Annotated in this window: 31 protein-coding genes; 10 read left to right on the forward strand and 21 right to left on the reverse strand. The window is 59.2% G+C overall.

The features are described from left to right. Window positions 1–5: 5 nt before the first annotated feature. On the forward strand, window positions 6–317 hold the full coding sequence (locus AB4P92_RS09150) for a DUF3077 domain-containing protein (RefSeq protein WP_261735141.1): 312 nt from the start codon (window positions 6–8) through the stop codon (window positions 315–317). 196 nt (window positions 318–513) lie between these two features. On the opposite strand, the gene AB4P92_RS09155 is transcribed toward AB4P92_RS09150, so the two are convergent. After that, window positions 514–2,355 (reverse strand): potassium transporter Kup, encoded by a 1,842-nt coding sequence (locus AB4P92_RS09155; RefSeq protein ID WP_395599665.1) that lies wholly within the window; start codon window positions 2,353–2,355, stop codon window positions 514–516. Between the two features lie 349 nt (window positions 2,356–2,704). Here AB4P92_RS09155 and rimO point away from each other — a divergent pair, with 349 nt between their 5' ends. The 6 genes from rimO (at window position 2,705) to tsaA (ending at window position 8,009) form a co-directional block, all read left to right on the forward strand. Further along, on the forward strand, window positions 2,705–4,042 hold the full coding sequence (gene rimO / locus AB4P92_RS09160) for a 30S ribosomal protein S12 methylthiotransferase RimO (RefSeq protein WP_042557939.1): 1,338 nt from the start codon (window positions 2,705–2,707) through the stop codon (window positions 4,040–4,042). A 325-nt stretch (window positions 4,043–4,367) separates the two neighbouring features. Beyond that, window positions 4,368–4,841 (forward strand): GNAT family N-acetyltransferase, encoded by a 474-nt coding sequence (locus AB4P92_RS09165; protein WP_395599268.1) that lies wholly within the window; start codon window positions 4,368–4,370, stop codon window positions 4,839–4,841. A gap of 188 nt (window positions 4,842–5,029) precedes the next feature. Next, window positions 5,030–5,740 (forward strand): rRNA pseudouridine synthase, encoded by a 711-nt coding sequence (locus tag AB4P92_RS09170; RefSeq protein ID WP_042557937.1) that lies wholly within the window; start codon window positions 5,030–5,032, stop codon window positions 5,738–5,740. A gap of 75 nt (window positions 5,741–5,815) precedes the next feature. Then, window positions 5,816–6,283, forward strand: coding sequence for a DUF1456 family protein (locus AB4P92_RS09175; protein WP_042557936.1), 468 nt, complete (start codon window positions 5,816–5,818; stop codon window positions 6,281–6,283). Between the two features lie 110 nt (window positions 6,284–6,393). Then, window positions 6,394–7,164 (forward strand): SDR family oxidoreductase, encoded by a 771-nt coding sequence (locus tag AB4P92_RS09180; RefSeq protein ID WP_395599269.1) that lies wholly within the window; start codon window positions 6,394–6,396, stop codon window positions 7,162–7,164. Between the two features lie 146 nt (window positions 7,165–7,310). After that, window positions 7,311–8,009, forward strand: coding sequence for a tRNA (N6-threonylcarbamoyladenosine(37)-N6)-methyltransferase TrmO (gene tsaA, locus AB4P92_RS09185; RefSeq protein ID WP_042557935.1), 699 nt, complete (start codon window positions 7,311–7,313; stop codon window positions 8,007–8,009). A 174-nt stretch (window positions 8,010–8,183) separates the two neighbouring features. Here tsaA and fpr read toward each other — a convergent pair whose 3' ends face one another. Further along, entirely contained in the window at window positions 8,184–8,963 is a 780-nt protein-coding gene (fpr, locus tag AB4P92_RS09190) for a ferredoxin-NADP reductase (protein WP_003443014.1), read from the reverse strand. 146 nt (window positions 8,964–9,109) lie between these two features. On the opposite strand from fpr, the gene AB4P92_RS09195 reads away from it, so the two are divergent. After that, the gene (locus AB4P92_RS09195) at window positions 9,110–10,036 is read left to right on the forward strand and encodes a LysR family transcriptional regulator (RefSeq protein ID WP_042557933.1); all 927 of its coding nucleotides are present in this window, start codon (window positions 9,110–9,112) and stop codon (window positions 10,034–10,036) included. On the opposite strand, the gene AB4P92_RS09200 is transcribed toward AB4P92_RS09195, so the two are convergent. The 3 genes from AB4P92_RS09200 to AB4P92_RS09210 form a co-directional block, all read right to left on the reverse strand. Further along, window positions 10,033–10,395, reverse strand: a complete 363-nt coding sequence (locus tag AB4P92_RS09200; RefSeq protein WP_042557932.1) for a diacylglycerol kinase — start codon at window positions 10,393–10,395, stop codon at window positions 10,033–10,035. The two genes, AB4P92_RS09195 and AB4P92_RS09200, sit on opposite strands and share 4 nt — an antisense overlap. A 74-nt stretch (window positions 10,396–10,469) precedes the next feature. Continuing rightward, window positions 10,470–11,120, reverse strand: coding sequence for a response regulator transcription factor ErdR (gene erdR / locus AB4P92_RS09205; protein WP_261735137.1), 651 nt, complete (start codon window positions 11,118–11,120; stop codon window positions 10,470–10,472). A gap of 223 nt (window positions 11,121–11,343) precedes the next feature. Further along, entirely contained in the window at window positions 11,344–12,090 is a 747-nt protein-coding gene (locus tag AB4P92_RS09210; RefSeq protein WP_200613810.1) for a tRNA-uridine aminocarboxypropyltransferase, read from the reverse strand. Between the two features lie 189 nt (window positions 12,091–12,279). Between AB4P92_RS09210 and AB4P92_RS09215 the strand changes: the two genes are divergently transcribed. Further along, window positions 12,280–12,705: a PA3611 family quorum-sensing-regulated virulence factor gene (locus tag AB4P92_RS09215; RefSeq protein WP_042557929.1), complete on the forward strand. Its 426-nt coding sequence runs from the start codon at window positions 12,280–12,282 to the stop codon at window positions 12,703–12,705. Here the strand turns inward: AB4P92_RS09215 and AB4P92_RS09220 are convergent, their stop codons facing one another. Continuing rightward, a complete protein-coding gene (locus AB4P92_RS09220; RefSeq protein WP_003222272.1) occupies window positions 12,706–12,900 on the reverse strand; it encodes a hypothetical protein in 195 nt (64 codons plus the stop codon). A 352-nt stretch (window positions 12,901–13,252) separates the two neighbouring features. Here AB4P92_RS09220 and AB4P92_RS09225 point away from each other — a divergent pair, with 352 nt between their 5' ends. Then, the gene (locus AB4P92_RS09225) at window positions 13,253–14,371 is read left to right on the forward strand and encodes a TIGR00730 family Rossman fold protein (protein WP_042557928.1); all 1,119 of its coding nucleotides are present in this window, start codon (window positions 13,253–13,255) and stop codon (window positions 14,369–14,371) included. Window positions 14,372–14,425: 54 nt separating this feature from the next. Here AB4P92_RS09225 and recX read toward each other — a convergent pair whose 3' ends face one another. From recX to AB4P92_RS09300, 15 genes are all read right to left on the reverse strand, one after another. After that, window positions 14,426–14,893, reverse strand: a complete 468-nt coding sequence (recX, locus tag AB4P92_RS09230; protein ID WP_115146419.1) for a recombination regulator RecX — start codon at window positions 14,891–14,893, stop codon at window positions 14,426–14,428. 9 nt (window positions 14,894–14,902) lie between these two features. Beyond that, window positions 14,903–15,961, reverse strand: a complete 1,059-nt coding sequence (gene recA / locus AB4P92_RS09235; RefSeq protein WP_042557927.1) for a recombinase RecA — start codon at window positions 15,959–15,961, stop codon at window positions 14,903–14,905. An 83-nt stretch (window positions 15,962–16,044) separates the two neighbouring features. Continuing rightward, window positions 16,045–16,545: a CinA family protein gene (locus tag AB4P92_RS09240; RefSeq protein ID WP_115146418.1), complete on the reverse strand. Its 501-nt coding sequence runs from the start codon at window positions 16,543–16,545 to the stop codon at window positions 16,045–16,047. A gap of 67 nt (window positions 16,546–16,612) precedes the next feature. Further along, a complete protein-coding gene (locus AB4P92_RS09245) occupies window positions 16,613–17,131 on the reverse strand; it encodes a lysis system i-spanin subunit Rz (protein WP_115146417.1) in 519 nt (172 codons plus the stop codon). Continuing rightward, the gene (locus tag AB4P92_RS09250; RefSeq protein WP_395599270.1) at window positions 17,110–17,676 is read right to left on the reverse strand and encodes a glycoside hydrolase family 19 protein; all 567 of its coding nucleotides are present in this window, start codon (window positions 17,674–17,676) and stop codon (window positions 17,110–17,112) included. The genes AB4P92_RS09245 and AB4P92_RS09250 overlap by 22 nt, the downstream gene beginning before the upstream one ends. A 113-nt stretch (window positions 17,677–17,789) precedes the next feature. Further along, window positions 17,790–18,236, reverse strand: a complete 447-nt coding sequence (locus tag AB4P92_RS09255) for a phage tail assembly chaperone (protein WP_395599271.1) — start codon at window positions 18,234–18,236, stop codon at window positions 17,790–17,792. Next, window positions 18,237–19,100, reverse strand: a complete 864-nt coding sequence (locus AB4P92_RS09260) for a gp53-like domain-containing protein (protein WP_395599272.1) — start codon at window positions 19,098–19,100, stop codon at window positions 18,237–18,239. A gap of 57 nt (window positions 19,101–19,157) precedes the next feature. Continuing rightward, window positions 19,158–19,724, reverse strand: a complete 567-nt coding sequence (locus tag AB4P92_RS09265; protein ID WP_261735132.1) for a tail fiber assembly protein — start codon at window positions 19,722–19,724, stop codon at window positions 19,158–19,160. A 7-nt stretch (window positions 19,725–19,731) separates the two neighbouring features. Next, window positions 19,732–20,829 carry a phage tail protein gene (locus tag AB4P92_RS09270; protein ID WP_261735131.1) on the reverse strand — a complete coding sequence of 366 codons (1,098 nt, stop codon included), beginning with the start codon at window positions 20,827–20,829 and terminating at the stop codon, window positions 19,732–19,734. A 189-nt stretch (window positions 20,830–21,018) separates the two neighbouring features. Further along, complete coding sequence (locus tag AB4P92_RS09275) at window positions 21,019–21,408, reverse strand: phage tail assembly chaperone (RefSeq protein ID WP_200613614.1); 390 nt, start codon at window positions 21,406–21,408, stop codon at window positions 21,019–21,021. A gap of 2 nt (window positions 21,409–21,410) precedes the next feature. After that, entirely contained in the window at window positions 21,411–22,346 is a 936-nt protein-coding gene (locus AB4P92_RS09280; RefSeq protein WP_234451706.1) for a hypothetical protein, read from the reverse strand. Window positions 22,347–22,358: 12 nt separating this feature from the next. Further along, a complete protein-coding gene (locus AB4P92_RS09285) occupies window positions 22,359–22,958 on the reverse strand; it encodes a YmfQ family protein (RefSeq protein WP_042557915.1) in 600 nt (199 codons plus the stop codon). Beyond that, window positions 22,946–23,992 carry a baseplate J/gp47 family protein gene (locus AB4P92_RS09290; RefSeq protein WP_042557914.1) on the reverse strand — a complete coding sequence of 349 codons (1,047 nt, stop codon included), beginning with the start codon at window positions 23,990–23,992 and terminating at the stop codon, window positions 22,946–22,948. Before AB4P92_RS09290 ends, AB4P92_RS09285 begins: the two co-directional genes overlap by 13 nt. Then, window positions 23,982–24,380 carry a phage GP46 family protein gene (locus AB4P92_RS09295; RefSeq protein WP_042557913.1) on the reverse strand — a complete coding sequence of 133 codons (399 nt, stop codon included), beginning with the start codon at window positions 24,378–24,380 and terminating at the stop codon, window positions 23,982–23,984. The genes AB4P92_RS09290 and AB4P92_RS09295 overlap by 11 nt, the downstream gene beginning before the upstream one ends. Then, window positions 24,380–24,889 carry a phage baseplate assembly protein V gene (locus AB4P92_RS09300; RefSeq protein WP_395599273.1) on the reverse strand — a complete coding sequence of 170 codons (510 nt, stop codon included), beginning with the start codon at window positions 24,887–24,889 and terminating at the stop codon, window positions 24,380–24,382. Before AB4P92_RS09300 ends, AB4P92_RS09295 begins: the two co-directional genes overlap by 1 nt. Window positions 24,890–24,979 lie beyond the last annotated feature (90 nt).

A 24,979-nucleotide genomic window follows, 5' to 3' on the forward strand; every position in this document is an offset into this window, starting at 1 on the left:
TGAACATGAGCAATCAATCTGATCTGAAAACCATCGGCTTCACCCCCTTCCTCTACAACGCAAATGAAGCCTTTTTCAACGTTCGCTCCGGCATCCCGATCATCGATGCCTTGTCCCAATCCTCCGACCTGCTGTACCTCGCCAAATCCTTCGCAGAAGACGCTGCCTACGCCAAAGACACCGACCGTCACGCTTGGGCGGTGCACTATCTGACGGTGATGGGCAAGGCTCTGATCGACGATGTGATACAAGCGCTGCTGCCACGACCTGCGCGCACGAAGACCGAGTCCGAAGCAGAGTTACCTGTAAGCAAGTAACACAGCCAAACCCTTGTGGGAGCGAGCCTGCTCGCGAATGCAGTGGATCAGCCTTCAGATTCCTCGACTGACACTACGCCTTCGCGAGCAGGCTCGCTCCCACAGGGGATTGATGCAGGAATCAGGTGGGACCCGCAGGCACAAAAAAGCCCCCGCCAGCCACTAGGCTGACGGGGGCTTTTCAATGGGGCGGGGATTACATCTCGACTTGCGTCCCCAACTCGATCACCCGGTTCAACGGCAGATTGAAGAACCTCAGGTTGCCGTTGGCGTTCTTCAACATGAACGCGAACAACGCCTCGCGCCAACGCGCCATGCCTTCGAGTTTCGAGGCAATCACCGTTTCACGGCTGAGGAAGTACGTCGTGCGCATCGGGCTGAAATCGAGTTCATCGAGATGACACAGCTTCAGCGCCTGCGGCACGTCCGGCTCGTCGGTGAAGCCGAAGTGCAGGATCACCCGGAAGAAGCCGTCGCCGTAGGCATCCACCTCGAAACGCCGGGATGGTGGTACGCGCGGGATGTCTTCATAAATCACCGTCAGCAGCACCACTTGCTCGTGCAATACCTGGTTATGCAACAGGTTGTGCAACAAAGCGTGTGGCACGGCGTCGGAACGCGCAGTGAGGAACACCGCGGTGCCCTGCACGCGATGCGGCGGTTGCACGCGGATGCTGCTGATGAAGATCGGCAGCGGCAGCGCACCTTCGTCCAGACGCTCGACCAGCAATTGCTTGCCGCGCTTCCAGGTGGTCATCAGCACGAACAGCGCGATACCGGCGATCACCGGGAACGCACCGCCCTGCACGATCTTCGGCACGTTGGCGGCGAAGTACAGACCGTCCACCAGCAGGAAGCCGAGCAACACCGGCACCGCGAGGATCGGTGGCCATTTCCACAGCAGCAGCATGACTGCCGACACCAGAATGGTGGTCATCAACATGGTGCCCGTCACCGCCACGCCATAGGCCGAGGCCAGCGCGCCGGACGACTCGAAGCCCAGCACCAGCAGCACCACGCCAACCATCAACGCCCAGTTCACCGCACCGATGTAGATCTGGCCCTGCTCGTCACTGGAGGTGTGCTGAATGTACATGCGCGGAATGTAACCGAGCTGGATCGCCTGACGGGTCAGGGAGAACGCGCCGGAAATCACCGCTTGCGAGGCAATCACCGTGGCCATCGTCGCCAGCCCGACCAGCGGAATCAACGCCCAGCTCGGCGCCAGCAGATAGAACGGGTTACGCGCCGCTTCCGGGTTTTCCAGCAGCAAGGCGCCCTGACCGAAGTAGTTGAGCATCAGCGCTGGCAGCACCAGCAGGAACCACGCACGGGCAATCGGCTTGCGGCCGAAGTGTCCCATGTCGGCATACAGCGCTTCGGCACCGGTCAGCGCCAGCACCACAGCGCCGAGAATAGCCACGCCCATACCAGGATGGACGACGAAGAAATTCACCGCCCACATCGGGTTCATCGCGTGCAGCACTTCAGGCGAGTGGCTGATGCCGTAGACACCGAGGGCGCCGAGCACAAGGAACCAAGTGACCATGATCGGCCCGAAGAGAATGCCGATGCGTGCCGTACCGTGCTTCTGAATCAGAAACAACGCAACCAGCACGACCAGTGACAGCGGCACCACCCAGTGATCAATGCCATCGAACGCCAGGCCCAAACCCTCAATCGCCGACAGAACGGAAATCGCCGGAGTGATCATGCTGTCGCCGTAAAACAGCGCCGCACCGATCAGCCCGCAGACCACCAGCAACGACCGCAGCTTCTTGCGTTCCCCCGCTGCTCGCCGCGCCAGCGCGGTGAGTGCCATGATCCCGCCCTCGCCCTGGTTATCGGCGCGCAGCACGAACATCATGTATTTGATCGACACGACCCAGATCAGCGACCAGAAGATCAACGACAGAATGCCTAGCACGCCATCGTGATTGACCGGCACACCGTAACCGCCGGAAAACACTTCTTTGAGGGTGTACAACGGGCTCGTGCCGATGTCGCCATAAACCACCCCGACCGCCGCGACCAGCATGCTCAGCGGTTTAGAGGCCGAACCCTCGGCGCCTGCCGCGTGACTACTTGCCTGACCCATCCAACAACTCCTGATTCCAGACCGGCTTCTTCGAATGAAGCACTATGCTTTGTGGTGCAGCATGCGCGTTTTTACGCCTTGTAACGGACGTTTTCTTGACTGTAAAAATTCAGTAAAGCGCTACGGCGCGAAGCATAGCGCAGCACTCGTCGTATTTCCCTGCATAAAGCTGGTCAAGAGAGCTGCTCGTCGATAGAATTGCGCACTTTTTGATCAGAGGCGCGCCCTAAGCGCCCATCCGTCGATTCCCGCGTCAGGCAATCGACGTCACAAAATACCGAGGTTAGACATGTCCACCACTCCTGCGCCAGCCAATCCAAAGGTTGGCTTCGTATCCCTGGGTTGCCCGAAAGCTCTGGTCGACTCCGAACGGATCCTGACCCAGCTGCGCATGGAAGGCTATGACGTGGTGTCCACTTATCAGGACGCCGACGTCGTGGTGGTCAACACCTGTGGCTTTATCGATTCGGCCAAGGCTGAATCTCTGGAAGTGATCGGCGAAGCGATCAAGGAAAACGGCAAGGTCATCGTCACCGGCTGCATGGGCGTAGAAGAAGGCAACATCCGCAACGTGCACCCGAGCGTGCTGGCCGTGACCGGTCCGCAGCAGTACGAGCAGGTAGTCAACGCTGTGCACGACGTCGTGCCGCCGCGCAAAGACCACAACCCGCTGATCGATCTGGTGCCGCCGCAAGGCATCAAGCTGACTCCGCGCCACTACGCCTACCTGAAGATTTCCGAAGGCTGCAACCACAGCTGCAGCTTCTGCATCATCCCGTCGATGCGCGGCAAACTGGTCAGCCGTCCCGTGGGTGATGTGCTCGACGAGGCCCAGCGACTGGTCAAGTCCGGCGTCAAAGAGCTGCTGGTGATCTCGCAAGACACGAGCGCCTACGGCGTTGATGTGAAATACCGCACCGGTTTCTGGAACGGCGCGCCGGTGAAAACCCGCATGACCGAACTCTGCGAAGCGCTGAGCACGCTGGGCGTCTGGGTGCGTCTGCACTACGTTTACCCGTACCCGCACGTCGACGAGCTGATCCCGTTGATGGCCGCCGGCAAGATCCTGCCGTACCTGGACATCCCGTTCCAGCACGCCAGCCCGAAAGTGTTGAAGTCGATGAAACGCCCGGCGTTTGAAGACAAGACCCTGGCGCGGATCAAGAACTGGCGTGAAATCTGCCCGGACCTGATCATCCGTTCGACCTTCATCGTCGGCTTCCCGGGCGAAACCGAAGAAGACTTCCAGTACCTGCTGAACTGGCTGACCGAAGCCCAGCTTGACCGCGTCGGCTGCTTCCAGTACTCGCCGGTTGAAGGCGCACCGGCCAATGACCTCGACTTGGACATCGTGCCGGACGACGTCAAGCAGGATCGCTGGGACCGCTTCATGGCGCACCAGCAAGCCATCAGCTCGGCGCGCCTGCAACTGCGCATTGGCCGCGAAATCGAAGTGCTTGTGGACGAAGTCGACGAGCAAGGCGCGGTCGGCCGCTGCTTCTTCGACGCCCCGGAGATCGACGGCAACGTGTTCATCGATAACGGCAGCAACCTCAAGCCGGGCGACAAGGTCTGGTGCAAAGTGACGGATGCTGACGAATACGATTTGTGGGCTGAGCAGATCTGATCTGAACGTCAAAAGCCCCTCACCCTAACCCTCTCCCAGAGGGAGAGGGGACTGATCGCGTTGTTCTTCCGAGCTGCGTCGACTTGAAATTTCGAGTCGAACCCAAGCTCTGAAAACCATGAAGATCGGCTCCCTTCCCCCCTCACCCCCTTGGGTGAGAGGGCTGGGGTGAGGGGGTAGATTTAGCCAGCGACGAATCCACCAAGCCGTACACCGCGACAAAAAGACCCAAAGCCCCGCTCTTTTTTGGAAGATGCGGGGCTTTTTTACGGCTATCGTTTACCGGGGGATGGACTCCCTTGAAACGGACAAGAGGCAAACGCGCATGCGCCACCATTCGGTCATCCACACGCCGAAACTCAGCGATTATCAGGAACTGACCCAGGTCTGGGAGGCCTCGGTCCGCGCGACCCACGATTTTCTGCCCGACAGCTACATCGAGCTGCTGCGCAAACTGGTGCTGACCCGCTACCTCGACGCGGTAATGCTGATCTGCACCAAGGACAGCCACCAGCGCATCACCGGGTTTGCCGGTGTTGCGGCAGGCAAGATCGAGATGCTGTTTATTGACCCCGCGCATCGCGGCCAAGGCCTGGGCAAGCGATTATTGCGTTACGCCATGGAGCACCTGAACGCCGACGAACTGGACGTCAACGAACAGAACCCGCAAGCGTTGGGGTTTTACTTCAAGCAGGGTTTCGAAGTGATCGGACGCTCGGAAGTCGATGGCATGGGCCAGCCGTATCCGCTGCTGCATATGCGGTTGCGCCAACCCGAGCAACGCTCGGGTAACGGCTGACACAACATAGATCCTTGTGGGAGCTGGCCTGCCAGCGATGCAGACGCCGCGGTCTGGCAAATACATCGAGGTGATGCCATCGCTGGCAAGCCAGCTCCCACAAGTAATGCGAACGCACCGAAATGGAACCGGGCTTAACCGGCGCCACACAGGTACAATGCACACCCCTTTTTTGTTACGGCCCTGTCATGACTGACCCGATTCGCCTCTCCAAACGCCTCATCGAACTGGTCGGTTGCTCCCGCCGGGAGGCCGAACTGTTCATTGAGGGCGGCTGGGTCACCGTGGACGGCGAAGTCATCGACGAGCCGCAATTCAAGGTCGAAGGCCAAAAGGTCGAGCTCGACAAAGACGCCAAGGCCACCGCGCCTGAGCCCGTCACTATTTTGCTCAACGTGCCGGCCGGCATCGATACCGACAGCGCAATGCAGCTGATCAGCGCCGAAACCCTGAGCGAAGAGCACCGCTACGGCAAACGCCCGTTGCGCGGGCACTTCCTGCGCCTGAGCACCAGCGCCGACCTGCAGGCCAATGCCAGCGGTCTGCTGGTATTCACCCAGGACTGGAAAATCCTGCGCAAGCTCACCGCCGACTCCGCCAAGATCGAGCAGGAATACGTGGTTGAAGTAGAGGGCGATATGGTCGCTCACGGCCTCAACCGCTTGACCCACGGCCTCACCCACAAGGGCAAGGAGTTGCCGGCAGTCAAAGCCAGCTGGCAGAACGAAAACCGCCTGCGCTTCGCCATGAAAAACCCGCAGCCGGGGATCATTGCCCAGCTCTGTCAGGCCGTTGGCTTGAAGGTTATCAGCGTGCGCCGCATCCGCATTGGCGGTGTGTCCATCGGCAAGGTGCCAGTTGGCCAATGGCGCTACATGTCCGGCAAAGAGAAGTTCTGACGACTCTGTTTTGCCGCCCCACATTTTCGGCAGCGCCCCGCGCGATGCCCACAGCGAAAGATCAGGATTGCTCACATGATTCATAACGACGTATTGCGCAGCGTGCGCTACATGCTCGACATCAGCGACAAGAAAGTCATTGAAATCACCAAGACCGGCGGCATGGAAATCGCCCTCGAAGACCTGGTGAAATACCTCGACAAGAAAGAAGAAGACGAAGAAGGCTTCGTGCGCTGCCCGGACGAAGTCATCGCGCACTTCCTCGACGGTCTGGTGATCTTCAAACGTGGCAAGGACGAAAGCCGTCCGCCGCAGCCGATCGAAGTGCCGGTGACCAACAACATCATTCTGAAAAAGCTGCGTGTGGCCTTCGAACTGAAAGAAGACGACATGCACGCAATCCTCAAGGCTGCCGAGTTCCCGGTGTCCAAGCCTGAGCTGAGCGCGCTGTTCCGCAAGGTTGGCCACACCAACTACCGTCCGTGCGGCGATCAACTGCTGCGCAACTTCCTCAAGGGCCTCACGCTGCGCGTGAGAGCGTAAAACCAGCTACAAGCCGCAAGCTGCAAGCTCTTACTTGCAGCTTGTAGCTTGCCACTCGCAGCTGGCCGCATGGCCTAGAGTGTATTGATCCCTAGCACTCAGGATTCGCCATGCACCCGTACTTTTCCCTGCAAGGCCGCACCGCTCTGGTGACCGGCGGCACTCGTGGTATCGGCAAAATGATCGCCAAGGCCTTTGTCGAGGCCGGCGCCCGGGTTTTCGTCTGCGCCCGGGATGCCGAAGCCTGTCATCAAACGGCCGAAGAACTCGGCGCGCTTGGCCTCTGTCATGGCATTGCTGCGAATCTGGCGACTGAAGAAGGCGTTCAGGAGTTGGCCGCTCGATTGGCCGAGCAGATCACTCATCTGGATATTCTGGTGAACAACGCCGGCACCACCTGGGGCGCGCCGCTGGAGAGCTACCCGGTCAAGGGCTGGGAGAAAGTCATGCAGCTCAACGTGACGTCGGTATTCAGTTGCATCCAGCAGTTTCTGCCGCTGTTGCGCAAGGCCGGCTCAGCGGAAAATCCGGCGCGGATCATCAATATCGGATCGGTGGCGGGGATTTCCTCCTTCGGCGAGCAGGCCTATGCCTATGGGCCGAGCAAGGCCGCCTTGCATCAGTTGTCACGGATTCTGGCACGCGAACTGGTGAGCCAGCACATCAACGTCAACGTGATCGCACCGGGCCGCTTTCCGAGCAAGATGCCCCAGCATATTGGCAACGATGAGCAGGCATTGGCCGAGGACACGGCGCTGATTCCGATGAAGCGTTGGGGGCGAGAGGAAGAGATGGCGGCGCTGGCGATCAGTCTGGCGAGTAAGGCTGGGGCGTATATGACCGGGAACATCATTCCTTTGGATGGCGGGTTCAGCCTCTGAAATCAGCGTAGCCGGTTGGAAAAGATCGCAGCCTTCGGCAGCTCCTACACAGGATCGGCGAACATCCTGTAGGAGCTGCCGAAGGCTGCGATCTTTTGATCTTTAGGGCATCATTCTCGCCCTGATCCCGCTTCTGACCTCAAACCATGACTTACAGCGTCTCCCCCATCGGCTTCGTCCGCTCCTGCTTCAAGGAGAAGTTCGCCATCCCGCGCCAACCGCAATTGGCACCCGCCGCCCGTGGCGTGCTGGAACTGGTGCCGCCGTTCGATCAGGGTGACGCCGTGCAGGGTCTGGAACAGGTCAGTCACGTCTGGCTGCTGTTCCTGTTCCATCAGGCTCTGGAAGAAAAACCGCGTCTGAAAGTGCGCCCTCCCCGGCTCGGCGGCAACAAGTCCATGGGCGTGTTCGCCACTCGCGCCACCCACCGCCCGAATGGCATTGGCCAATCCGTGGTGAAACTGGACAAGGTCGAAGCCAATCGGCTGTTCATCTCTGGTATCGATCTGCTCGACGGCACGCCGATTCTCGACATCAAACCTTACGTGCCTTACGCCGACATCATCCCCGACGCCTCCAACAGCATCGCCAGCGCTGCGCCGCAACTGATTGACGTGCAGTGGACGGACACAGCGCTGCAACAAGCGCACACACACGCACAGCGCCTGGCCGAGCCATTGGTTGAGTTGATCGAGCAGTGTTTGGCGCAGGATCCGCGCCCGGCGTATCAGACGCCAGCGCCGGAGCGTGAATACGGCGCACAGTTCTGGGATCTGGATGTGCGCTGGCATTACCCCGTGCCAGAGCAGATTCGCGTCCTCGAAGTCATCCCCGCCCACGCATAAACCCCGAAAACGAAAAAGCCCGCGCCGCCTTCTCAGGCAACGCGGGCTTTTTGCTGTCACACCACAACACCCATTGTGGGAGCGAGCCTGCTCGCGAAGGCGTTGTGTCACCCAACATAAATGTTAATAACAGATCGCATTCGCGAGCAGGCTCGCTCCCATAGGGAATGTGTCTTACTTCTCGACGAACGCACGCTCGATCAGGTAATCACCCGGCTCGCGCATGCGCGGCGAGACTTTCAGGCCGAAGCTGTTCAACACTTCGCTGGTCTCGTCGAGCATGCTCGGGCTGCCGCACAGCATGGCGCGGTCGTCCTGCGGGTTGATCGGCGGCAGGCCGATGTCGCTGAACAGCTTGCCGCTGCGCATCAGATCGGTCAGGCGGCCTTCGTTCTCGAACGGCTCGCGGGTCACGGTCGGGTAGTAGATCAGCTTGTCGCGCAGCGCTTCGCCGAAGAACTCGTTCTGTGGCAGGTGCTCGGTGATGAATTCGCGGTAGGCGACTTCATTCACATAGCGAACGCCGTGGCACAGGATCACTTTTTCGAAACGCTCGTAGGTTTCGGGATCCTGGATCACGCTCATGAACGGCGCCAGACCGGTGCCGGTGCTGAGCAGGTAAAGGTGTTTGCCGGGTTTCAGGTCATCCAGTACCAGCGTGCCCGTAGGCTTTTTGCTGATGATGATCTCGTCGCCTTCCTTCAGGTGCTGCAACTGCGAAGTCAGCGGGCCATCAGGCACCTTGATGCTGAAGAATTCCAGATGCTCTTCCCAGTTCGGGCTGGCGATCGAGTAAGCGCGCATAAGCGGGCGGCCATTTGGCTGTTGCAGGCCGATCATCACGAACTGCCCATTCTCGAAGCGCAGGCCCGGGTCTCGGGTGCACTTGAAGCTGAACAGGGTATCGTTCCAGTGATGAACACTGAGGACACGCTCGTGGTTCATGTTGCTCATGTACGTTTGACTCCTGGATATTGGGTCTGCGCGTCTCTTGAAGCCAATGATGGCAGGCCGACGGTGCGCAATTGCATCGCATTCTAATAGCGACGACAATATCTGTTAACTGGATTATTAAGATAAGGGTTATCGGTTATATCGATATGCGATTTACTCTCCGTCAACTGCAAGTCTTCGTCGCCGTCGCCCAGCAGGAAAGCGTGTCCCGTGCTGCGGGTCTGCTCAACCTCTCACAATCGGCGGCGAGCACTTCGATCACCGAACTGGAACGCCAGTCCAGCTGCCAGCTGTTCGACCGCGCCGGAAAACGGCTGAGCCTCAACGCCCTCGGCAAACAGCTGTTGCCGCAAGCGGTGGCACTGCTTGATCAGGCCAAAGAGATCGAAGACCTGCTCAACGGCAAGTCCGGTTTCGGCTCACTGGCAGTCGGTGCGACGCTGACCATCGGCAATTACCTGGCGACCCTGCTAATCGGCAGCTTCATGCAACGCCATCCGGAAAGCCAGGTGAAGTTGCACGTGCAGAATACGGCTAACATCGTGCAACAGGTCGCTCACTATGAAATTGATCTGGGTCTAATCGAAGGCGATTGCAGCCACCCGGACATCGAAGTGCAAAGCTGGGTCGAGGATGAACTGGTGGTGTTCTGCGCGCCGCAGCATCCACTGGCCAAACGCGGTAGCGCGAGCATGGAAGAGTTGACGCACGAGGCGTGGATTCTGCGCGAACAAGGCTCCGGCACGCGCCTGACGTTTGATCAGGCCATGCGTCACCATCGCAGCGCGCTGAATATCCGACTTGAGCTGGAACACACCGAAGCGATCAAACGCGCGGTGGAATCGGGGCTGGGGATTGGCTGTATCTCGCGGCTGGCACTGCGTGATGCATTCCGGCGCGGCAGCCTGGTGGCGGTGGAAACGCCAGATATGGATCTGGCGCGGCAGTTCTACTTCATCTGGCACAAACAGAAGTACCAGACCTCGGCCATGCGCGAATTTCTCGAGCTGTGCCGCGCTTTCACCGCGGGTGTTCAGCGCAGCGACGAGATCGTCTTGCCGACTATCGCTTAAAGCAGAATCACTGCCCACACCAGCGCGATCATGCTCAACGCCACGAATTGCGCGGCGCTGCCCATGTCCTTGGCGTTCTTGGACAGAGGGTGCAGCTCCAGCGAGATGCGGTCGATTGCCGCTTCCACTGCCGAGTTCAGCAGCTCGACGATCAGCGCCAGCAGGCACACGGCGATCAACAGCGCCTGTTCAACACGGCTGACATTCAGGAAAAACGTCAGTGGCACCAGCACCACATTGAGCAGCACCAGTTGGCGGAATGCCGCTTCGCCGGTGAAGGCTGCGCGCAGACCATCCAGCGAGTAACCGGAAGCGTTGAGAATGCGTTTCAGGCCGGTCTGGCCCTTGAAAGGTGACATAAAGTAGAAACCAACCAAAAAGGAGTGGGAAAGCTAGATCAACCAAAGTCAAAAAAGCGTGAACGCGCCAGCCATTACTGGCTCGGAATTGACTCCAGTTGTTGCAGAAGCAATGCCGCCTGAGTTCGGGTGCGCACATTCAGCTTGCGAAAGATCGCCGTGACGTGGGCCTTGATGGTCGCTTCCGACACACTCAACTCATAGGCAATCTGCTTGTTCAACAGGCCTTCGCAGACCATGGTCAATACGCGGAACTGCTGGGGGGTCAGGCTGGCCAGGCCATCGCTGGCGGCTTTGGCTTCGGCAGAAACGCTGACCGCTTCAAAAGCTTGCGGTGGCCAAAACACATCGCCATCGAGCACTTTGCGCACGGCTTGCTGAATCACGCTGAGGTCGCTGGACTTGGGAATAAAGCCACTGGCGCCGAACTCGCGGGATTTGACCATCACCGAGGCTTCTTCCTGCGCCGAGACCATCACCACCGGAATTTGCGGGTATTGGCCGCGCAACATCACCAACCCGGAAAACCCGAAAGCGCCGGGCATGTTCAGATCCAGCAGGACCAGATCCCAGTCAGCCTTTTCTGTCAGACGCGTTTCCAGTTCGGCGATGCTCGCCACTTCCACCAGCCGTACATCCGGGCCAAGGCCCAGCGTCACTGCTTGATGCAGGGCGCTACGAAACAGGGGGTGATCATCGGCAATCAGGATGTCGTATGTGGCCATTTTTCAAATGATCCTGTTTTTTGATGGCAGACCCGGTCTATTCGGCTCTGGCCAAAGCAACTCAAGATGCCGCTTGCAGCGGCATCCACAGGGGCACGTTCAACGCCAATAACCAGCAAACACGGCGTTTCAAACCTTGGCAGCACCCTAATCGGCGCCAAGCATGCCCAGCGAAGACGGGGTGGTCAAGCAACACGGTCGCCGCGATGTGCAGTATGGGCCACTATTGGGCCAAGACCGCCTGCGGCTTTCGTATAAAGGGTTGCAGCTCGGCGTGGGCCGGCGTCGATTCATTCATATCCAATTGCTGTTTTGCGCCCAGATAATGCTGGCTGAACACATCGAAATAAGCGTCCAGTGCCGACGCTGCATCGCTGTCACCTGCCAGTTCCAGACACAGCGCCGCGACTTCGGCGGTGCACAGGTGCTCACTGCGGGTCGAGCGGCGCAACCGGTAGCGCGACAGTTTGTCGGGCAGCAGGCTGAGAATCGGCAAGCGCTCAAAGTAAGGGCTCTTGCGGAAGATCTTGCGCGCCTCCGTCCAGGTCGCGTCCAGCAGAATAAACAGCGGGCGCTTGCCGCTTTCGAGCTCGACGGTGTTGGTCACCCGTGACGGTTCGACATATTCCCCGGGAAACACCAGATACGGCTGCCACTGTGGGTCATTGAGCAGTGCCAGCATCTGCGGGTCGGGCTCGGTACGTGACCAGATGAATGCGTGGTTATCCCGTACCACATCAGCAATCAGCCAACCGGTGTTGCTCGGTTTGAACACTTCCTTGCCGGTCATGATCAGGCACACACCCGAGCGGGAGTCGACGCTTGGCCGCCAGGCGCACAGGCAATGACTGATGATTACCCGACAGTCACGGCAACGTTCGGAGCGAAAGCCTCGGGCCTGAATAGGCTTGATACCCTCGTCCTCGCGCTGATCACGCAAGCGGGCTACGGCGTTGGGGGCATGATGGATCACGGGCGGCGCCACTCAGCAGGGAAACTCGACACGAACGACACTCGGCAGGGCAATAAAGACCGGAAGTTTACCAGAGCGACAAGGACAAACCTGTACCGTCCAGACCGGCTCCCCTATAATTCGCCGCCACTGAACGCACAGTCACGTGGCTGGTCGAAACACCAGTCACTGAACCAGGAGAGTTTCATGCTGCGCCTTATCGTTCCCACCGCTGCCATTCTGCTGGCGTCGTCCTTCACCGCTCAAGCTGCATCCTTGAGTGAGCAGAATCTGAACAGAGAGCTGCGCAACGTCGCCGCCCAAAGCAGCGTCGGCACGCCACGGGCAATCAACGAAGACATTCTTGATCAGGGCTACACCGTTGAAGGCACTCAGTTGATCAATCACCTGAGCGTACAAAAGAGCCACGCCGACAAAATGCGCGCAGACCCCAAAGCCGTGTATTTCCAGTTGGGTGCGTCGGTTTGCAACAACCCATCGTTCCGCAAGCTGATGGCCAAAGGCGCGATCATGCGTTACGAATTCACCGAAGTGAAAACCAACAAGGCTGTTGGCGCTGCCAGCTACCAGGATTCGGATTGTCCGAAAGCCGCTCCGGCGAAAAAGAAGTAATCATCGCGAATTGGCGCGCCGCTGTTCATCCTCGGCGCGCAATTCGGCCACCAGAGCCTGTAAATAACGAGAACGCCGCTCCCCGCCTGCCAACCTTCGGCAGCACTCCTCTTCGAGACTCACCTGGTTGGTCTCGGCTGAAGCCTTCAACATCCGATACAGCTGCGTATCGATTTCCAGAATCACTCTGGCCACGTATCCCGCCTCCTTGCTATCGACAAATCCTTGAATAGCGTGCTCCTTGCATACGGTCAGTAATGCCAAGTTGTAGCAAGGTGCCTGTAGGTTAGTTAATCAGAGGGTTTGCCGTTCGGCGCACGTTCGGACGAACGGTGAAATCATCGACCGGACAATCAACAAGCGATTGCTATCCGCCGCGCTGCAGCGCAATGATCAAGTCAGCGCAATCACGCGCAAGGGTCTAGATTCAGAGTATTCACGATCAGTTGTCAGCGGCAGGAAAAGGAACTGTCGATTGTGTGTTTTCGCAGCGCAGCCCTGACGCCGCGCGTCAGGGCGACCCGCTCTGTGCAGAAGGAGACGTTGAATGCCTTACCAACCGAATGACCTGCTCAGCCGTCATTTTCAGGAAAGCGGCCCCGACCTCATCAGCCAGGTCGAAGAACAACTCAACCGTGTTTCCACCAACAGTCCAAATATTCCCATCTACCGAGACATGATCCTGACTGTGCTGCGTATGGCCCAGGAAGACCACAACCGCTGGAACGCCAAGATCACGTTGCAAGCCCTGCGCGAGCTGGAGCAGACGTTTCGGGTTCTGGAACAATTCAAGGGCCGACGCAAGGTCACTGTGTTCGGCTCGGCGCGCACGCCGGTCGAGCATCCGCTGTATGCATTGGCCCGGGAACTCGGCGCGAAACTGGCGAGTTCGGACATGATGGTCATCACCGGTGCCGGTGGCGGCATCATGGCCGCCGCCCATGAAGGCGCAGGGCGTGATCACAGCCTCGGGTTCAACATCACCCTGCCTTTCGAACAACATGCCAACCCGACCGTGGACGGTACCGGCAACCTGCTTCCGTTTCACTTCTTCTTCACCCGCAAGCTGTTCTTCGTCAAGGAGGCCGACGCATTGGTACTGTGCCCGGGTGGCTTCGGCACGCTGGATGAAGCACTGGAAGTGCTGACACTGATCCAGACCGGCAAAAGCCCACTGGTTCCGGTGGTACTGCTGGACGCACCGGGCGGTACGTTCTGGCAAGGCGCGATGGATTTCATCCGCCAGCAACTGGAGGAAAACCACTACATCCTGCCGACCGACATGAAGCTGATGCGATTGGTCTACACCGTCGAGGAAGCGGTGGAACAGATCACCCAGTTTTATAGCAACTTCCACTCCAGTCGCTGGCTCCAGGGGCAATTCGTGATTCGCATGAATCACAAGCTCAGCGATCAGGCGTTGGAGCATATGCAGGAAGCCTTTGCTGATCTGTGTTTAAGCGGCCATTTCCATCAGCATGCCTACAGCGGCGAAGAACACGACGACGCCCAGTTCAGTCATCTGTCGCGCTTGGCTTTTGCCTTTACCGCCCGCAATCAAGGGCGCTTGAGGGAGTTGGTGGACTACATCAACTTGCCGGAAAACTGGGCCCATTCCCAACCGCAAACCGCCCAACGCAGCCGAGAACCTTCCAAGGTAATTTGAAGGCAAAAAAAAACGGCCCGCTATTTTCATAGCGGGCCGTTTCGTTTCAACCGTTCAATCGTCCATCCCTCTGCCGCTGAACAAGCGGTTGATCATCTCCATCGAGAAGCCCCGATACGCCAGGAAGCGGCCTTGTTTGGCCCGTTCCCTGGCATCAATCGGCAAATGCCCGGAGAATTTCCGCTGCCAGGTTTCCTGAAGTTGCTCCTGCCAACTGATACCGCTTTCGCGCAGGGCGAGTTCGATATCGGCACGTTGCAAACCACGCTGGCTCAGCTCCTCGCGAATTCGCAGAGGGCCATAACCGGAACGGGCTCGGTAGGAAACAAAGCTTTCAAGATAACGGGCTTCGGAAAGCAGCCCTTCTTCCGTCAAACGGTCGAGGGCTGTTTCGATCATTTCCGCCTCAGCGCCGCGCTGACGCAGTTTACGCGTCAGCTCGACTCGACCGTGCTCGCGACGTGCGAGCAGGTCCATGGCGGTTCGCCGCACCGCGACGAGGGTATCGAGTACAAGTGTCATTCAAAGACTTCAAACGTCGACATCGGCCTCAGCCATATCGTCGACTTTGTCCTTGGCCAGCGAAGCCTTGACGTCTGCCGCCGGGGCCAACAGTTTGTCACGCAGTTGCTTCTCGAGCTTCTTGGCGATTTCCGGATTGTCTGCCAGGAACTTGGCCGAGTTGGCCTTGCCCTGACCGATCTTGGTGCCTTCATAGGCGTACCAGGCGCCGGACTTCTCGACGAAGCCGTGCAGCACGCCCAGGTCGATCATCTCGCCGTTGAGGTAGATGCCCTTGCCGTAAAGAATCTGGAACTCGGCCTGACGGAACGGCGAAGCCACCTTGTTTTTCACAACCTTGACGCGAGTTTCGCTGCCGACCACTTCGTCGCCTTCTTTCACCGCGCCAGTACGGCGGATGTCGAGACGAACCGAGGCGTAGAACTTCAGCGCGTTACCACCGGTGGTGGTTTCCGGGCTACCGAACATCACGCCGATCTTCATGCGGATCTGGTTGATGAAGATAACCAGGCAGTTGGCGTTCTTGATGTTACCGGTGATTTTACGCAGCGCCTGGGACATCAGACGGGCTTGCAGGCCCACGTGCATGTCACCCATTTCGCCTTCGATTTCAGCCTTCGGCACCAGTGCAGCCACGGAGTCGACGATGATCACGTCAACGGCGTTGGAGCGCACCAGCATGTCGGTGATTTCCAGAGCTTGTTCGCCGGTGTCAGGCTGGGAAACCAGCAGGTCATCAACGTTGACGCCCAGTTTGCCGGCGTACTCAGGGTCGAGGGCGTGTTCGGCGTCGACGAATGCGCAGGTCGCGCCAGCTTTTTGAGCCTGGGCGATCACGGACAGTGTCAGTGTGGTTTTACCGGAAGATTCAGGACCGTAGATTTCAACGATACGGCCTTTTGGCAGGCCGCCAATGCCGAGTGCAATGTCCAGACCCAGAGAGCCAGTGGAGATAGCCGGGATCGCCTGACGGTCCTGATCGCCCATACGCATCACGGCACCCTTGCCGAATTGACGTTCGATCTGACCCAGGGCCGCAGCCAAGGCTTTCTTCTTGTTGTCGTCCATTAAAGTCCTCACGTAATCAATAAGGCCTGACGGCCAACACCTGTATAAGTAGCCAGTATTATTCCACAGCGTTCGCGGATCGCCTACCCCTGATTTTCGATTTCTCGTGCCGCTAGTCGCATGAGCCCCTCTAGCGCGGCCTTCACCGTTTGTCGGCGGACTTCATCGCGATTGCCCGCGAAGTGCTGCACTTCACTGGTAACCACATCGCCAACGCCCCAGGCCAGCCACACGGTGCCCACCGGTTTGTTTGGCGTGCCACCGTCGGGCCCGGCCACACCGCTGACCGCCACGGCGAACCGCGCCAGGCTCTGTGCCTGCGCACCTCGCACCATCGCCTCGACCACCTCGCTACTGACTGCGCCCACCGAGTCGAACAACTCGGCCGGCACATTCAGTTGCTGGGTTTTCTGCCGGTTGGAGTACGTCACGTAACCGGCCTCGAACCACGCCGAGCTGCCTGGAATCCGCGTGATGGCTTCGGCAATCCCGCCGCCGGTGCAGGACTCGGCGGTGGTGACGTGGGCATTGAGCACTTGCAGACGTCGGCCAAGCTCGGCTGCCAGTTGAGTGATCTCTTTCACGTTGCTCTCCGGATCGTGTGGAATGCGTCCACCGTACACGAGCCGGTTGTGCTTTCAATACACAAGCTTATTCAAAATGTTCGGGCGCCAACGCTCTGACATAGGCCTGACAGGCCTGCAAGGCAATCAGTCCGCGATCGCCTTCGTCGGTGATGGCGACAATTCGTTGAGCATGCGCCGGGTCAAGTCGGGCGCGTACGGTTGCATGATCCACGCCGCCGGTGCCGGCGGCGGCTGGCACTGCACAGCCTGCGGCAACGTCGCCTGCGTCGAGGAGGACTGACAGGCGCACATCAGCAGTGGCAAGACGATCGCGCAGGCGATCCTGATCACGTTGGGCATCGCTGAGTGCTCGATAGTGGGTTTGTTCACTGGCTGCGAGCCGCTGCTCCAGTGCCAGACGTTTATCCTGCTCGGCTTGTTGCGCGGTGGCTGCGGTCAGGGTCAGTTGATTGAGGACTTCTGCGTTTAACCGAGCCTGTTCGGCCAGTTGCCGTCCATAGCGCCAGTCCTGAACCTGCCAGCCCAGCGCCGCGGCCCCCAGGGCCAGCAACGCCACGCCGATCACTCGCCAGGTGATTGGCATAACACCGCCCTCGCCCGCGCCCAGATTTCGAGTCGATCCTGCAAGCCGTTCAACCCGCCGTTGATACGCCGGGTGATGGTGTTGAACTGATCGCGATCGGCGAGCTCGTTCAAGCCATTCTTTTCCCAGAACCACGCGGCGGACTCGGCGGCCCATTGCGGTTGCTCCAACAGTTCCGGCAAGGACAGCAGACGCTCATCGCCGAACAGCCCGACGCTGCATTGACGATAGTTGCTACGGCCGGTGATCTGGATCAACCCGCGACCGCGGTACTTTTGTCCATCACCATCGGCCTGCGGCGTATTGCCCAGACGTAACGCCAGCGTGCCGGTGTCGTATTTGCTCAGGTATTGGTTGTTGCCCAACTCGCGCACGTACTGCAACTGGCCCGATTCGTGGCCGATTTGCGCGAGGAATGCAGCGACGCGTTTGGGCGAGTCGATGTGGTGGTTTGCCATGGCACTGTTGAGCGCAGAAACAAAAACGCCCGCTTGGCTGCGGGCGTTTGGCATGATGTTTAAAAGGTTGTTTTCAGTTATTTGCATGATGCGTAATCCTCCCTGGATGCCGGGATTGAATCATGGTTGGCGGCAGAGACCTGCGAGGCATTTTTATCAGAAGTTTTCCGGCGACGGCGTCTTCATGAAGTCCTGGTTATTTAAAGTGTCGCAGCCAACCACCTCGGCGCTACCGGCCGATGCTCGCTGAACGGGAAAACAGAAACCTGCGGCCAATCTCGCAACGCACGTCGATAGGTTTGCAGTTCGGCGTATTGCTCGGTGGTCAACGTGGTGCCGCCGCCGTCCTCAAGCTCATCGCGATCACGAGCTACCAAACCGTCGGTGGCGGCCAGTTGTGCGGTGCGCCAATGACGTTCGGCGTCGGCAGCTTCCTCTGCCGAAGGAGGCGGTGGGTCAACCAGAATTGGGAAACCGTTATCCGCCCGCACACCAATCACTTTTGCAGAGACCGACAGTTGCTGGAGCAGCGAGGTCCAGTAGGCTTGAGGAATTTCGATGACGTCGTCGGGAATGTCCGACAAATGTATACCCGGTACATAAACGCCCCGGGTGCTGGCGCTGAAGAGAACACTGTAGACGTTCATTCAATAACCCTTCACCTGATAGTGGACAGTCCAGCCAGCCGAGACCGTGCCGAGATAACTGCGAATTTTCAGATGGCACCCGAATTTGTTTGCCGGCGGGTTGCCATTCAGAATAACTATGGCGCTATCGCCCCCGGCATGAGTCGCCACGATGTTGCTGAATGCATTGGGGAAAGCGATAGGGAATACGACATTGACATCGCCATTGGCGTCCGAAACTGCCGCCCCCCACTGCTCGATAACGCCGCTCGCAAACCGCTGATAGCCGGCATCGCCAAAGACACCGGAATGAACCGACGCGAACCGGTCGCTGACCGAGCCGCCGTAGAGGCGCCAGTCGCCGCCTGTACGGAACAACTGCGCGGAGTCACCGATACCCAGTACCAGCGATCCCACCGTATTGCTGCTGACAATACGGTCGTTCGGCGCCGGGTTGATCGTCAGCACACCGGTGCCAAGATTAAGGATAGTCAGCGTGCTTGTGCTCATGACACTGGTGGTAACCGGCATCGTGGCAGTGACCGCCGTGCTGCTGTAGAAACTCACCACTCCGCCCGCTTGAGCCGCTGTCAAAGCAGCGCTGGTCGCATAGGTCGAAAATCCGGAAAACTGCGTACCGCTGCGGTTCACAAACCCGGTGGTGGCAACGTTCTGGCTGTTATCAAACTGTGGCGGTGTTGCAAACAATCGGTTGCTGCGCAAGGCCGTCAGCAACTGATCGGTTTTGGCTTCTGACGCGGTGAGGCCGGCGGCCTGGATGACATTAAGCAACTCCTGCGTAATGCCATTGCCCCAACTGGCCGGAATCAACGATCCCGGTTTGCCGGCGATCGGATCTTCATCAACAAACCGGCCGTTGAGCAAGCCGGCACTCGGGACACTATTTGGATAGTCCACTGTACTTCTCCTTGTGTTTGTGAATCAGGTGTTTACCGTCGTTCCGGGTGCAACGGGCCAGATGATTTCCTCGGGGAAAGCAGCCTGTTTCTCGATACGGTTCAGCTCAACGCTGTAGAGCTTCCATTCGAGCAGTCGCAGCTGTTCATCATGGCTGGCATCACCGATGTCTTCGGCGTATTGCAGGGGCGCGATGCGCTGGACGGCGTCGCGCAGCAGGGCATCACGCTTAGCGAGAACAATGCGTTTTCGATCCGCCAGTTGCGCGGCTTCATCGACCCGCCACGCGCTATCCACCCATACGTGAAAGCCCCCCGGCCAAGGCAACCGGGTGAAGCCTTGAGGCAATTCGCCCAGCACGGTCCAGGTTTCCCTGTGCCCAGAGTCGGTGCGATATATATCGCCGCGACAATCGACCTGCTGTTGCAACGAGCCCTTGTCATAGGCCCAGGCAAAACCCTCGGGTGCCGGGGCGAGCTCGATGCTCAGCGTCACCGCGTTGCTTGGCAGTTGCACACCAATCCCCGGTACGAGCGGAAACTCGACAGGCCCGGTCAATGCGCCGCTGTCGTCTATCAAATAATTGAACATGGGTACCTCAGATCAGTTTGATTCGCGCGGGATAGGCGACGTTTCGCGGCCGGGTTTCGCCCGCAAAATTGCCGATATTGCCGATATAGGTGTCCGAGTCGAATGCAGGGTTGGGATACGTCGTTGCCACCGTCGCAGAGGTCGGTAAAAAGTTGACGTTGGTGGTAACGTCCCAGGCGGTATCCGGAATCGCTGGGGCAGGTTTGAACGTCGCCCCGGTTCCTGTCGGCAGATAATGGTTGTGGCTTTGCAGCGCATGCATTTGCAGACTACCCATTAGCCGTCCTGCATCAACGTTTCTGGTCTCGCTGAGCACCCGCAGAAACTCTCCACGTATTTCTGGAATTCGAAAGTTCGAGGCGCCATCGCCACTCGTCCATCCGCCCTCTCTGCCGGCTCTGGCGGCCTCTGTCGTCAGCGCCCCGGATAACTGTGCAAAATCCCACAGCCAAGGCCACTCGTCACGCTTGAACAGGTCACCATTGGGAACGCCGTAACCTCCAGGATTTAGCGCTGTGGTGGTTTCAAAAAACGGGCGCCCCAAAGCCGTATCGTCAAAACGACCAACCGGCCACCAGCTCCCCGCCCCGTCACTGCGCAAATGCCACCAGTCCCCTGCGCCCATCAATACGAAAAATGGATAACCACTCGGCGAAAGGTGCGTGTGAAAACGGATGCGGTCAGTACCGGATGCCTGGATCACCAGACGATTACCGCTGTTGTCCACACGACGAACAATCACGTCGCGTACACCGAGTGCAACGTTGGCCGGCGGCAACAGCACGGTCAGCGGAGCCGGGCCGCCGTCGATCAGCAAAAGACCGAGTTCTTGCTCGGTCAGCGTTTTGGAAGCAGCCAGTCGAGTGATGACCGAACGCATCGGGCTGGCATTCCCGATAATCGCCTGAATCGCCTTGAACAACTGAGTGTTGTCCGCTTCAGAAGCCACCAGCCCGCCACCGGTAATCACACTCAGGATCTCCTGAGTCACGCTATTGCCCCACACCGCCGGAATCAAAGAACCCGGCGTGCCCGCCACCGGGTTTTCATCTACGAAGCGGCCATCGACCAGGCCGACGCTGGGGACGCTTTTTGGATAATCCATAGGTTTTTCGTTCCTCTGAAATAACAAATGAACCGCGTCACGAGCGCTGCTATTGCAACCTCGTCTACGGTCAGTTTCTGAAAATAAAAAAGCCCACTTTGGAGTGGGCTTTGGTGATACAGCACGAAGGGATCGCAACTGATTGATCGGATGACCGATCTTGATCGGAACAATTTTTCAAGCCACTCGTTAAGACAACCGGGCAAGCCACTTAGGCGTTTGTGGGCGCGACGCGGTATCAACGACATCGTTTGCGGCGGGCCAATCACGCAGGGCTTGGCGATAGGCGAGCAACTTCGCAAACTGCTTGGAACTCAAACTTGTTTGTACTCCGGCGTCTAGTTCATCGCGATGACGGATCACCACCCAGTCAGATTCGATGAGCACTGCCGTGCGCCATTGGCGCTCCGCTGTTGCTGCAGCGTCCTGCGAAACGGTCAATGCGGCAGGCTCGCTGAAGGTGTCGCCCTTAAAGATCCAACCTGTGGAGACCGGCTTGCCAACAGGAATCAAAACGCCGCAATCGACGTCTCCGTTCACCAAAGCAGTCACCAAACCGTTTTCGATTATGGCTTTCATAGTCAAACCTCCCAACGCACGCGCGCGTTGATGACACCTGCAGCACTAAGGTTCTGCGCCCACGCTACAATTAACACGCGTCCCATATAACGGTCCGTAAATCCACCCTCTGGTACAACCTGCGTCCCTGACACCGCTACACCGATCTCTTCACTGACCACGCCATAATCGGTTTTCACGTTGCCGTCAAAGTCGTAGATCCCTGCAATGTAGGCGCGCGGTTTACGGGCCCAGTTCAACGCTACCGAGTAACTGCCACTGGCAGCGGACCAGACTCCTACGGCTTCAAGCCGCGCCTTGTTCGCCAAAAGCGTTAGCTTGGGCGCCGTCCCTGCGCCTGCGGTCACCACTTTGGCTACAAGCATGTCGATACAGGTGGAGTCGAATCCGCCACCTCCGCCCCCGGTTCCGCCCTTCAATGCCGCCGGGATCGCATCGGTATCGGCACCTTTTTGCATGTAGCAAACCAGTGCCTCATCACGCACCTGCAATCGCAGAAAATAAGTGCTGTTGATATCAAGCGCAGGCGATGCCCATGCTGTCGTCAACAAGCCACGCGGCCGAGCTGTCATGCCAACGGTCACTTCTTCGCAGAGACTGACCAGAACACCGCCCGGTACCGACACGTTGCCTCCCGCCAAGCCGCTCGCAGCGGTCACTGCGATGCGGCCATCCACCGTAGCCACCGTCGGGAATGCCAGCGCGGCGAAGGGCAAGGCATCCTGGGACAGCACGGTTTTGAGTGACTTGAACAGTTGGTTCGACTCACTCTCGGAAGGCACCAGACCTGCCGCACGAATCACGGTCAGCAGCTCCTCGGTCACCGCATTGCCCCAAGTGGCCGGAATCAACGACCCCGGCGTTCCCATCAGCGGGTTCTCATCGACAAACTTCCCGTTCACCAACCCGGCGCTGGGCACACTTTTCGGATAATCCATCCCATTTACTCCCTAGTCATAGTTGATGTGCACCTTGGTATGCGCCGGCGCACTGCGGTGGATCAGGCATTCCAGTGCCGAGCCCGGGTTTACGCCGAAGCGTTCGCCCCAGTAACTCGCCCCGAAGCGTCGACCCAGCAGCAGGCGGCCGCCGGTGTTGAGCGTCCACATGAATTGCGCTTCCCAGGTGCCGAAATGCGCCGCGCCGAACCGTGCACGACCCATGCGTGGGGCTTCGTGTTCGGTGATGGAGGCGTTGGGGTAGCCCTGGCTTTTGGCGATTTCGAGGTAGTAACCGACGGCCTGACTGCCAACCGCGAGCAAGCGCCGGCGCACGGCGAGGCGGCGGTCGTCGAACAGCGGTTCGGCGCCCAGGCACGGGTCGGGCAGGTTCATCACCCGCTCCCAGTCCGGCACCAGTTCACTGACGCCGGCCGGGTCCATTTCGTTGAGCAGGTCGGCGGCGCGGGCGTCGAGACGCGCCAGTTCGACGGCGACGCCTTGCAGCACTTCTTCAAGTTCCGGAACCCGCTCCGGGTCCCATGCGGGACCCGATGGCAGCAATGCGCGAAGTTGCGCCTGATATTGTGCGGCGGTTCTTATGCCCCCCATACGCAACCTCCGAAGGTGAGCAGTTCACTTGGGGCGGCGGGCACATCGACGACCGGTGCGGTGAGCGTGTGATCGTATTCGCCGCCAGCGCTGCTGATGGCTTCACGGATGTGGCTGATCAGCAACGGCACGCCAAGATCGGCTTCACGGTTGTGCAAGTCGCGCAACTGCGCTTCGACGGCGGCACGCACGGCGGTGGTGTCGGGATTGACGCTTTTGAAGCGATACACCACCGGCACTTGAATCGGCTTCTGCACATGCACTTCGGCGGTGACCGGGCGCAGCGGTTCGATATAGTCCTGAACCTCTGCCAGTTGCTCGTCGTTGGGTACTGGTTGCGGATCGTCGTCACGCATGATGAACACCGTCACCGTACCCGGACCGAGCAAACCGCCACGGCACCATGCGCGGGTCACGCCCGGCACTTCCAGCGCCCAGGTCTCGTAGTCATTGGCCGAGCCGCCATGGGGGATGACGCGATAGGAGCGGATCACTCGCGAGCGCAGCGACTCCAGACTTTCGCGCGCCACGCCCCCGCTGAGTCCTGGCGCCAAAACGACAAAACTGGTGCCGACAATGCCGGCGATCGGCTGCACCGGGGTCAATGCCAGACCGGCATCGGCGTTACCCAAACTTCCGGCATCCAGCGCGGCGATGGTCGTGGTGTTGATACCATTGGCGGTGGTGCGCGCCGTGGTCACTTTGTACGTGCGACCGTCGTTCGTTTGCAGCAGCGTGTCCACGTCCAGCACTGCGCCGGCCGTCGCAGTGAAACTGACGCTGCCGCTGGCCACTTGCGCGGGTTTGCGCGGCTGGTTCAGACGCAGCGCGGCGATGCGTTCCAGGGTCGACTCGTCGGCCTTGTCCGGCAGGATCTGCTCGGCGATCCAGTCGAGATAGCCGTACAGACCATAAGCGGCACCGCCCAAGGTGCGGGCCAGCACTTGCGCATCGGACTGGCGCAGCGAATCGCCGGCCAGGTCGCTTTGGGTGCGCTTGATCAGCACCGGCAGCGAAGGGGTTTCAAACGGCATAGATCACCTGCCAACTGTTATCGGGGTTGATGTCCAGACGTTCACCGTCGGCCAGGGTCAGGACCGTGCGCAGGTTCAGGCGCTGGGCGTCGAGGCGTTCGCTGATGATGTCGATGGCGCTGCAATGGCCGTCGTCGATCAGCCATTGCAAGGCTTCGCGCGCATAAAACTCGGCGTCCATCTGGGTCTGTCGGGTCAGCTTGACCCGACGCAACAGCCACAGACGCGAGCCGATGCGATCGTCGGCAACGGTGGGAAAAGTGTCGCCCCACCAGCCGTAGCGCTCTTCGTCGTCGAGGGCGTCGTCATCGGCGGCGCGACGCCAGCTGAACAGGCTGATGAGCACGGCGCGGGTCAGCGCGGCGTGGAGGTTCTGGCTGATAAACATCACTTGCCTCCTGCCGGTGCGCCGGTCTGGCCGTTGCCGGCCTGCACGCCGACGTGCACGTGTTTGATCTGGCTGATGCCGCCGGCGAGTTGATCGCCCGTGGAGACGATCTTGCCGGTCTGATTGATCACCGGCGTATCGAAGTTCACAGCGGCACTGGCGCGTATGTTCAGCGTGGCGGTCTCGATGTCGATGATCCGCCCGCGCTTGAAGTGAATTTTGTCGCCCTCGTCGGTGTAGATCGCTACTTCGCCACTGGCGAGCGATTGCAGGCGGTAGCGACGATCGGCGACCACCAGGGCGATAGCGTGGGAACGGTCACCGCCCAGAAATGTGACGACACCTTCGGCGCCGGGCAGCGGGTTGCTGGTGAAGCCGTAAGGTTCGAAGTGTTCGAGGTCATCGTTGACTTCGCCGGCGGTGAGGCGCATTTGCAGCGATTGCAGCTTGGATGCCGAATTGGCGAGCACGACAGTGCCGCGCGCCAGGAGGCGTGTCAGTAGGCTCATTTTGGGTTCCTGTGAGAACGGGGCCGATGCCAAAAGATCGCAGCCTTCGGCAGCTCCTACAGGTGTAAATCGAGCCCCTGCAGGAGCTGC

The organism is Pseudomonas sp. A0308, from assembly GCF_044218815.1.
In the GTDB taxonomy this organism is placed as follows: domain Bacteria; phylum Pseudomonadota; class Gammaproteobacteria; order Pseudomonadales; family Pseudomonadaceae; genus Aquipseudomonas; species Aquipseudomonas iridis.

Excerpts from the sequence above, each read along its gene's own strand:
- AB4P92_RS09150 (WP_261735141.1), top strand. The coding sequence starts at position 6 with ATGAGCAATCAATCTGATCTGAAAACCATCGGCTTCACCCCCTTCCTC.
- AB4P92_RS09155 (WP_395599665.1), bottom strand. The coding sequence starts at position 2,355 with ATGCTGGTCGCGGCGGTCGGGGTGGTTTATGGCGACATCGGCACGAGC.
- rimO (WP_042557939.1), top strand. The coding sequence starts at position 2,705 with ATGTCCACCACTCCTGCGCCAGCCAATCCAAAGGTTGGCTTCGTATCC.
- AB4P92_RS09165 (WP_395599268.1), top strand. The coding sequence starts at position 4,368 with ATGCGCCACCATTCGGTCATCCACACGCCGAAACTCAGCGATTATCAG.
- AB4P92_RS09170 (WP_042557937.1), top strand. The coding sequence starts at position 5,030 with ATGACTGACCCGATTCGCCTCTCCAAACGCCTCATCGAACTGGTCGGT.
- AB4P92_RS09175 (WP_042557936.1), top strand. The coding sequence starts at position 5,816 with ATGATTCATAACGACGTATTGCGCAGCGTGCGCTACATGCTCGACATC.
- AB4P92_RS09180 (WP_395599269.1), top strand. The coding sequence starts at position 6,394 with ATGCACCCGTACTTTTCCCTGCAAGGCCGCACCGCTCTGGTGACCGGC.
- tsaA (WP_042557935.1), top strand. The coding sequence starts at position 7,311 with ATGACTTACAGCGTCTCCCCCATCGGCTTCGTCCGCTCCTGCTTCAAG.
- fpr (WP_003443014.1), bottom strand. The coding sequence starts at position 8,963 with ATGAGCAACATGAACCACGAGCGTGTCCTCAGTGTTCATCACTGGAAC.
- AB4P92_RS09195 (WP_042557933.1), top strand. The coding sequence starts at position 9,110 with ATGCGATTTACTCTCCGTCAACTGCAAGTCTTCGTCGCCGTCGCCCAG.
- AB4P92_RS09200 (WP_042557932.1), bottom strand. The coding sequence starts at position 10,395 with ATGTCACCTTTCAAGGGCCAGACCGGCCTGAAACGCATTCTCAACGCT.
- erdR (WP_261735137.1), bottom strand. The coding sequence starts at position 11,120 with ATGGCCACATACGACATCCTGATTGCCGATGATCACCCCCTGTTTCGT.
- AB4P92_RS09215 (WP_042557929.1), top strand. The coding sequence starts at position 12,280 with ATGCTGCGCCTTATCGTTCCCACCGCTGCCATTCTGCTGGCGTCGTCC.
- AB4P92_RS09225 (WP_042557928.1), top strand. The coding sequence starts at position 13,253 with ATGCCTTACCAACCGAATGACCTGCTCAGCCGTCATTTTCAGGAAAGC.
- recX (WP_115146419.1), bottom strand. The coding sequence starts at position 14,893 with ATGACACTTGTACTCGATACCCTCGTCGCGGTGCGGCGAACCGCCATG.
- recA (WP_042557927.1), bottom strand. The coding sequence starts at position 15,961 with ATGGACGACAACAAGAAGAAAGCCTTGGCTGCGGCCCTGGGTCAGATC.
- AB4P92_RS09245 (WP_115146417.1), bottom strand. The coding sequence starts at position 17,131 with ATGCCAATCACCTGGCGAGTGATCGGCGTGGCGTTGCTGGCCCTGGGG.
- AB4P92_RS09250 (WP_395599270.1), bottom strand. The coding sequence starts at position 17,676 with ATGCAAATAACTGAAAACAACCTTTTAAACATCATGCCAAACGCCCGC.
- AB4P92_RS09255 (WP_395599271.1), bottom strand. The coding sequence starts at position 18,236 with ATGAACGTCTACAGTGTTCTCTTCAGCGCCAGCACCCGGGGCGTTTAT.
- AB4P92_RS09265 (WP_261735132.1), bottom strand. The coding sequence starts at position 19,724 with ATGTTCAATTATTTGATAGACGACAGCGGCGCATTGACCGGGCCTGTC.
- AB4P92_RS09270 (WP_261735131.1), bottom strand. The coding sequence starts at position 20,829 with ATGGATTATCCAAAAAGCGTCCCCAGCGTCGGCCTGGTCGATGGCCGC.
- AB4P92_RS09275 (WP_200613614.1), bottom strand. The coding sequence starts at position 21,408 with ATGAAAGCCATAATCGAAAACGGTTTGGTGACTGCTTTGGTGAACGGA.
- AB4P92_RS09280 (WP_234451706.1), bottom strand. The coding sequence starts at position 22,346 with ATGGATTATCCGAAAAGTGTGCCCAGCGCCGGGTTGGTGAACGGGAAG.
- AB4P92_RS09285 (WP_042557915.1), bottom strand. The coding sequence starts at position 22,958 with ATGGGGGGCATAAGAACCGCCGCACAATATCAGGCGCAACTTCGCGCA.
- AB4P92_RS09290 (WP_042557914.1), bottom strand. The coding sequence starts at position 23,992 with ATGCCGTTTGAAACCCCTTCGCTGCCGGTGCTGATCAAGCGCACCCAA.
- AB4P92_RS09295 (WP_042557913.1), bottom strand. The coding sequence starts at position 24,380 with ATGTTTATCAGCCAGAACCTCCACGCCGCGCTGACCCGCGCCGTGCTC.
- AB4P92_RS09300 (WP_395599273.1), bottom strand. The coding sequence starts at position 24,889 with ATGAGCCTACTGACACGCCTCCTGGCGCGCGGCACTGTCGTGCTCGCC.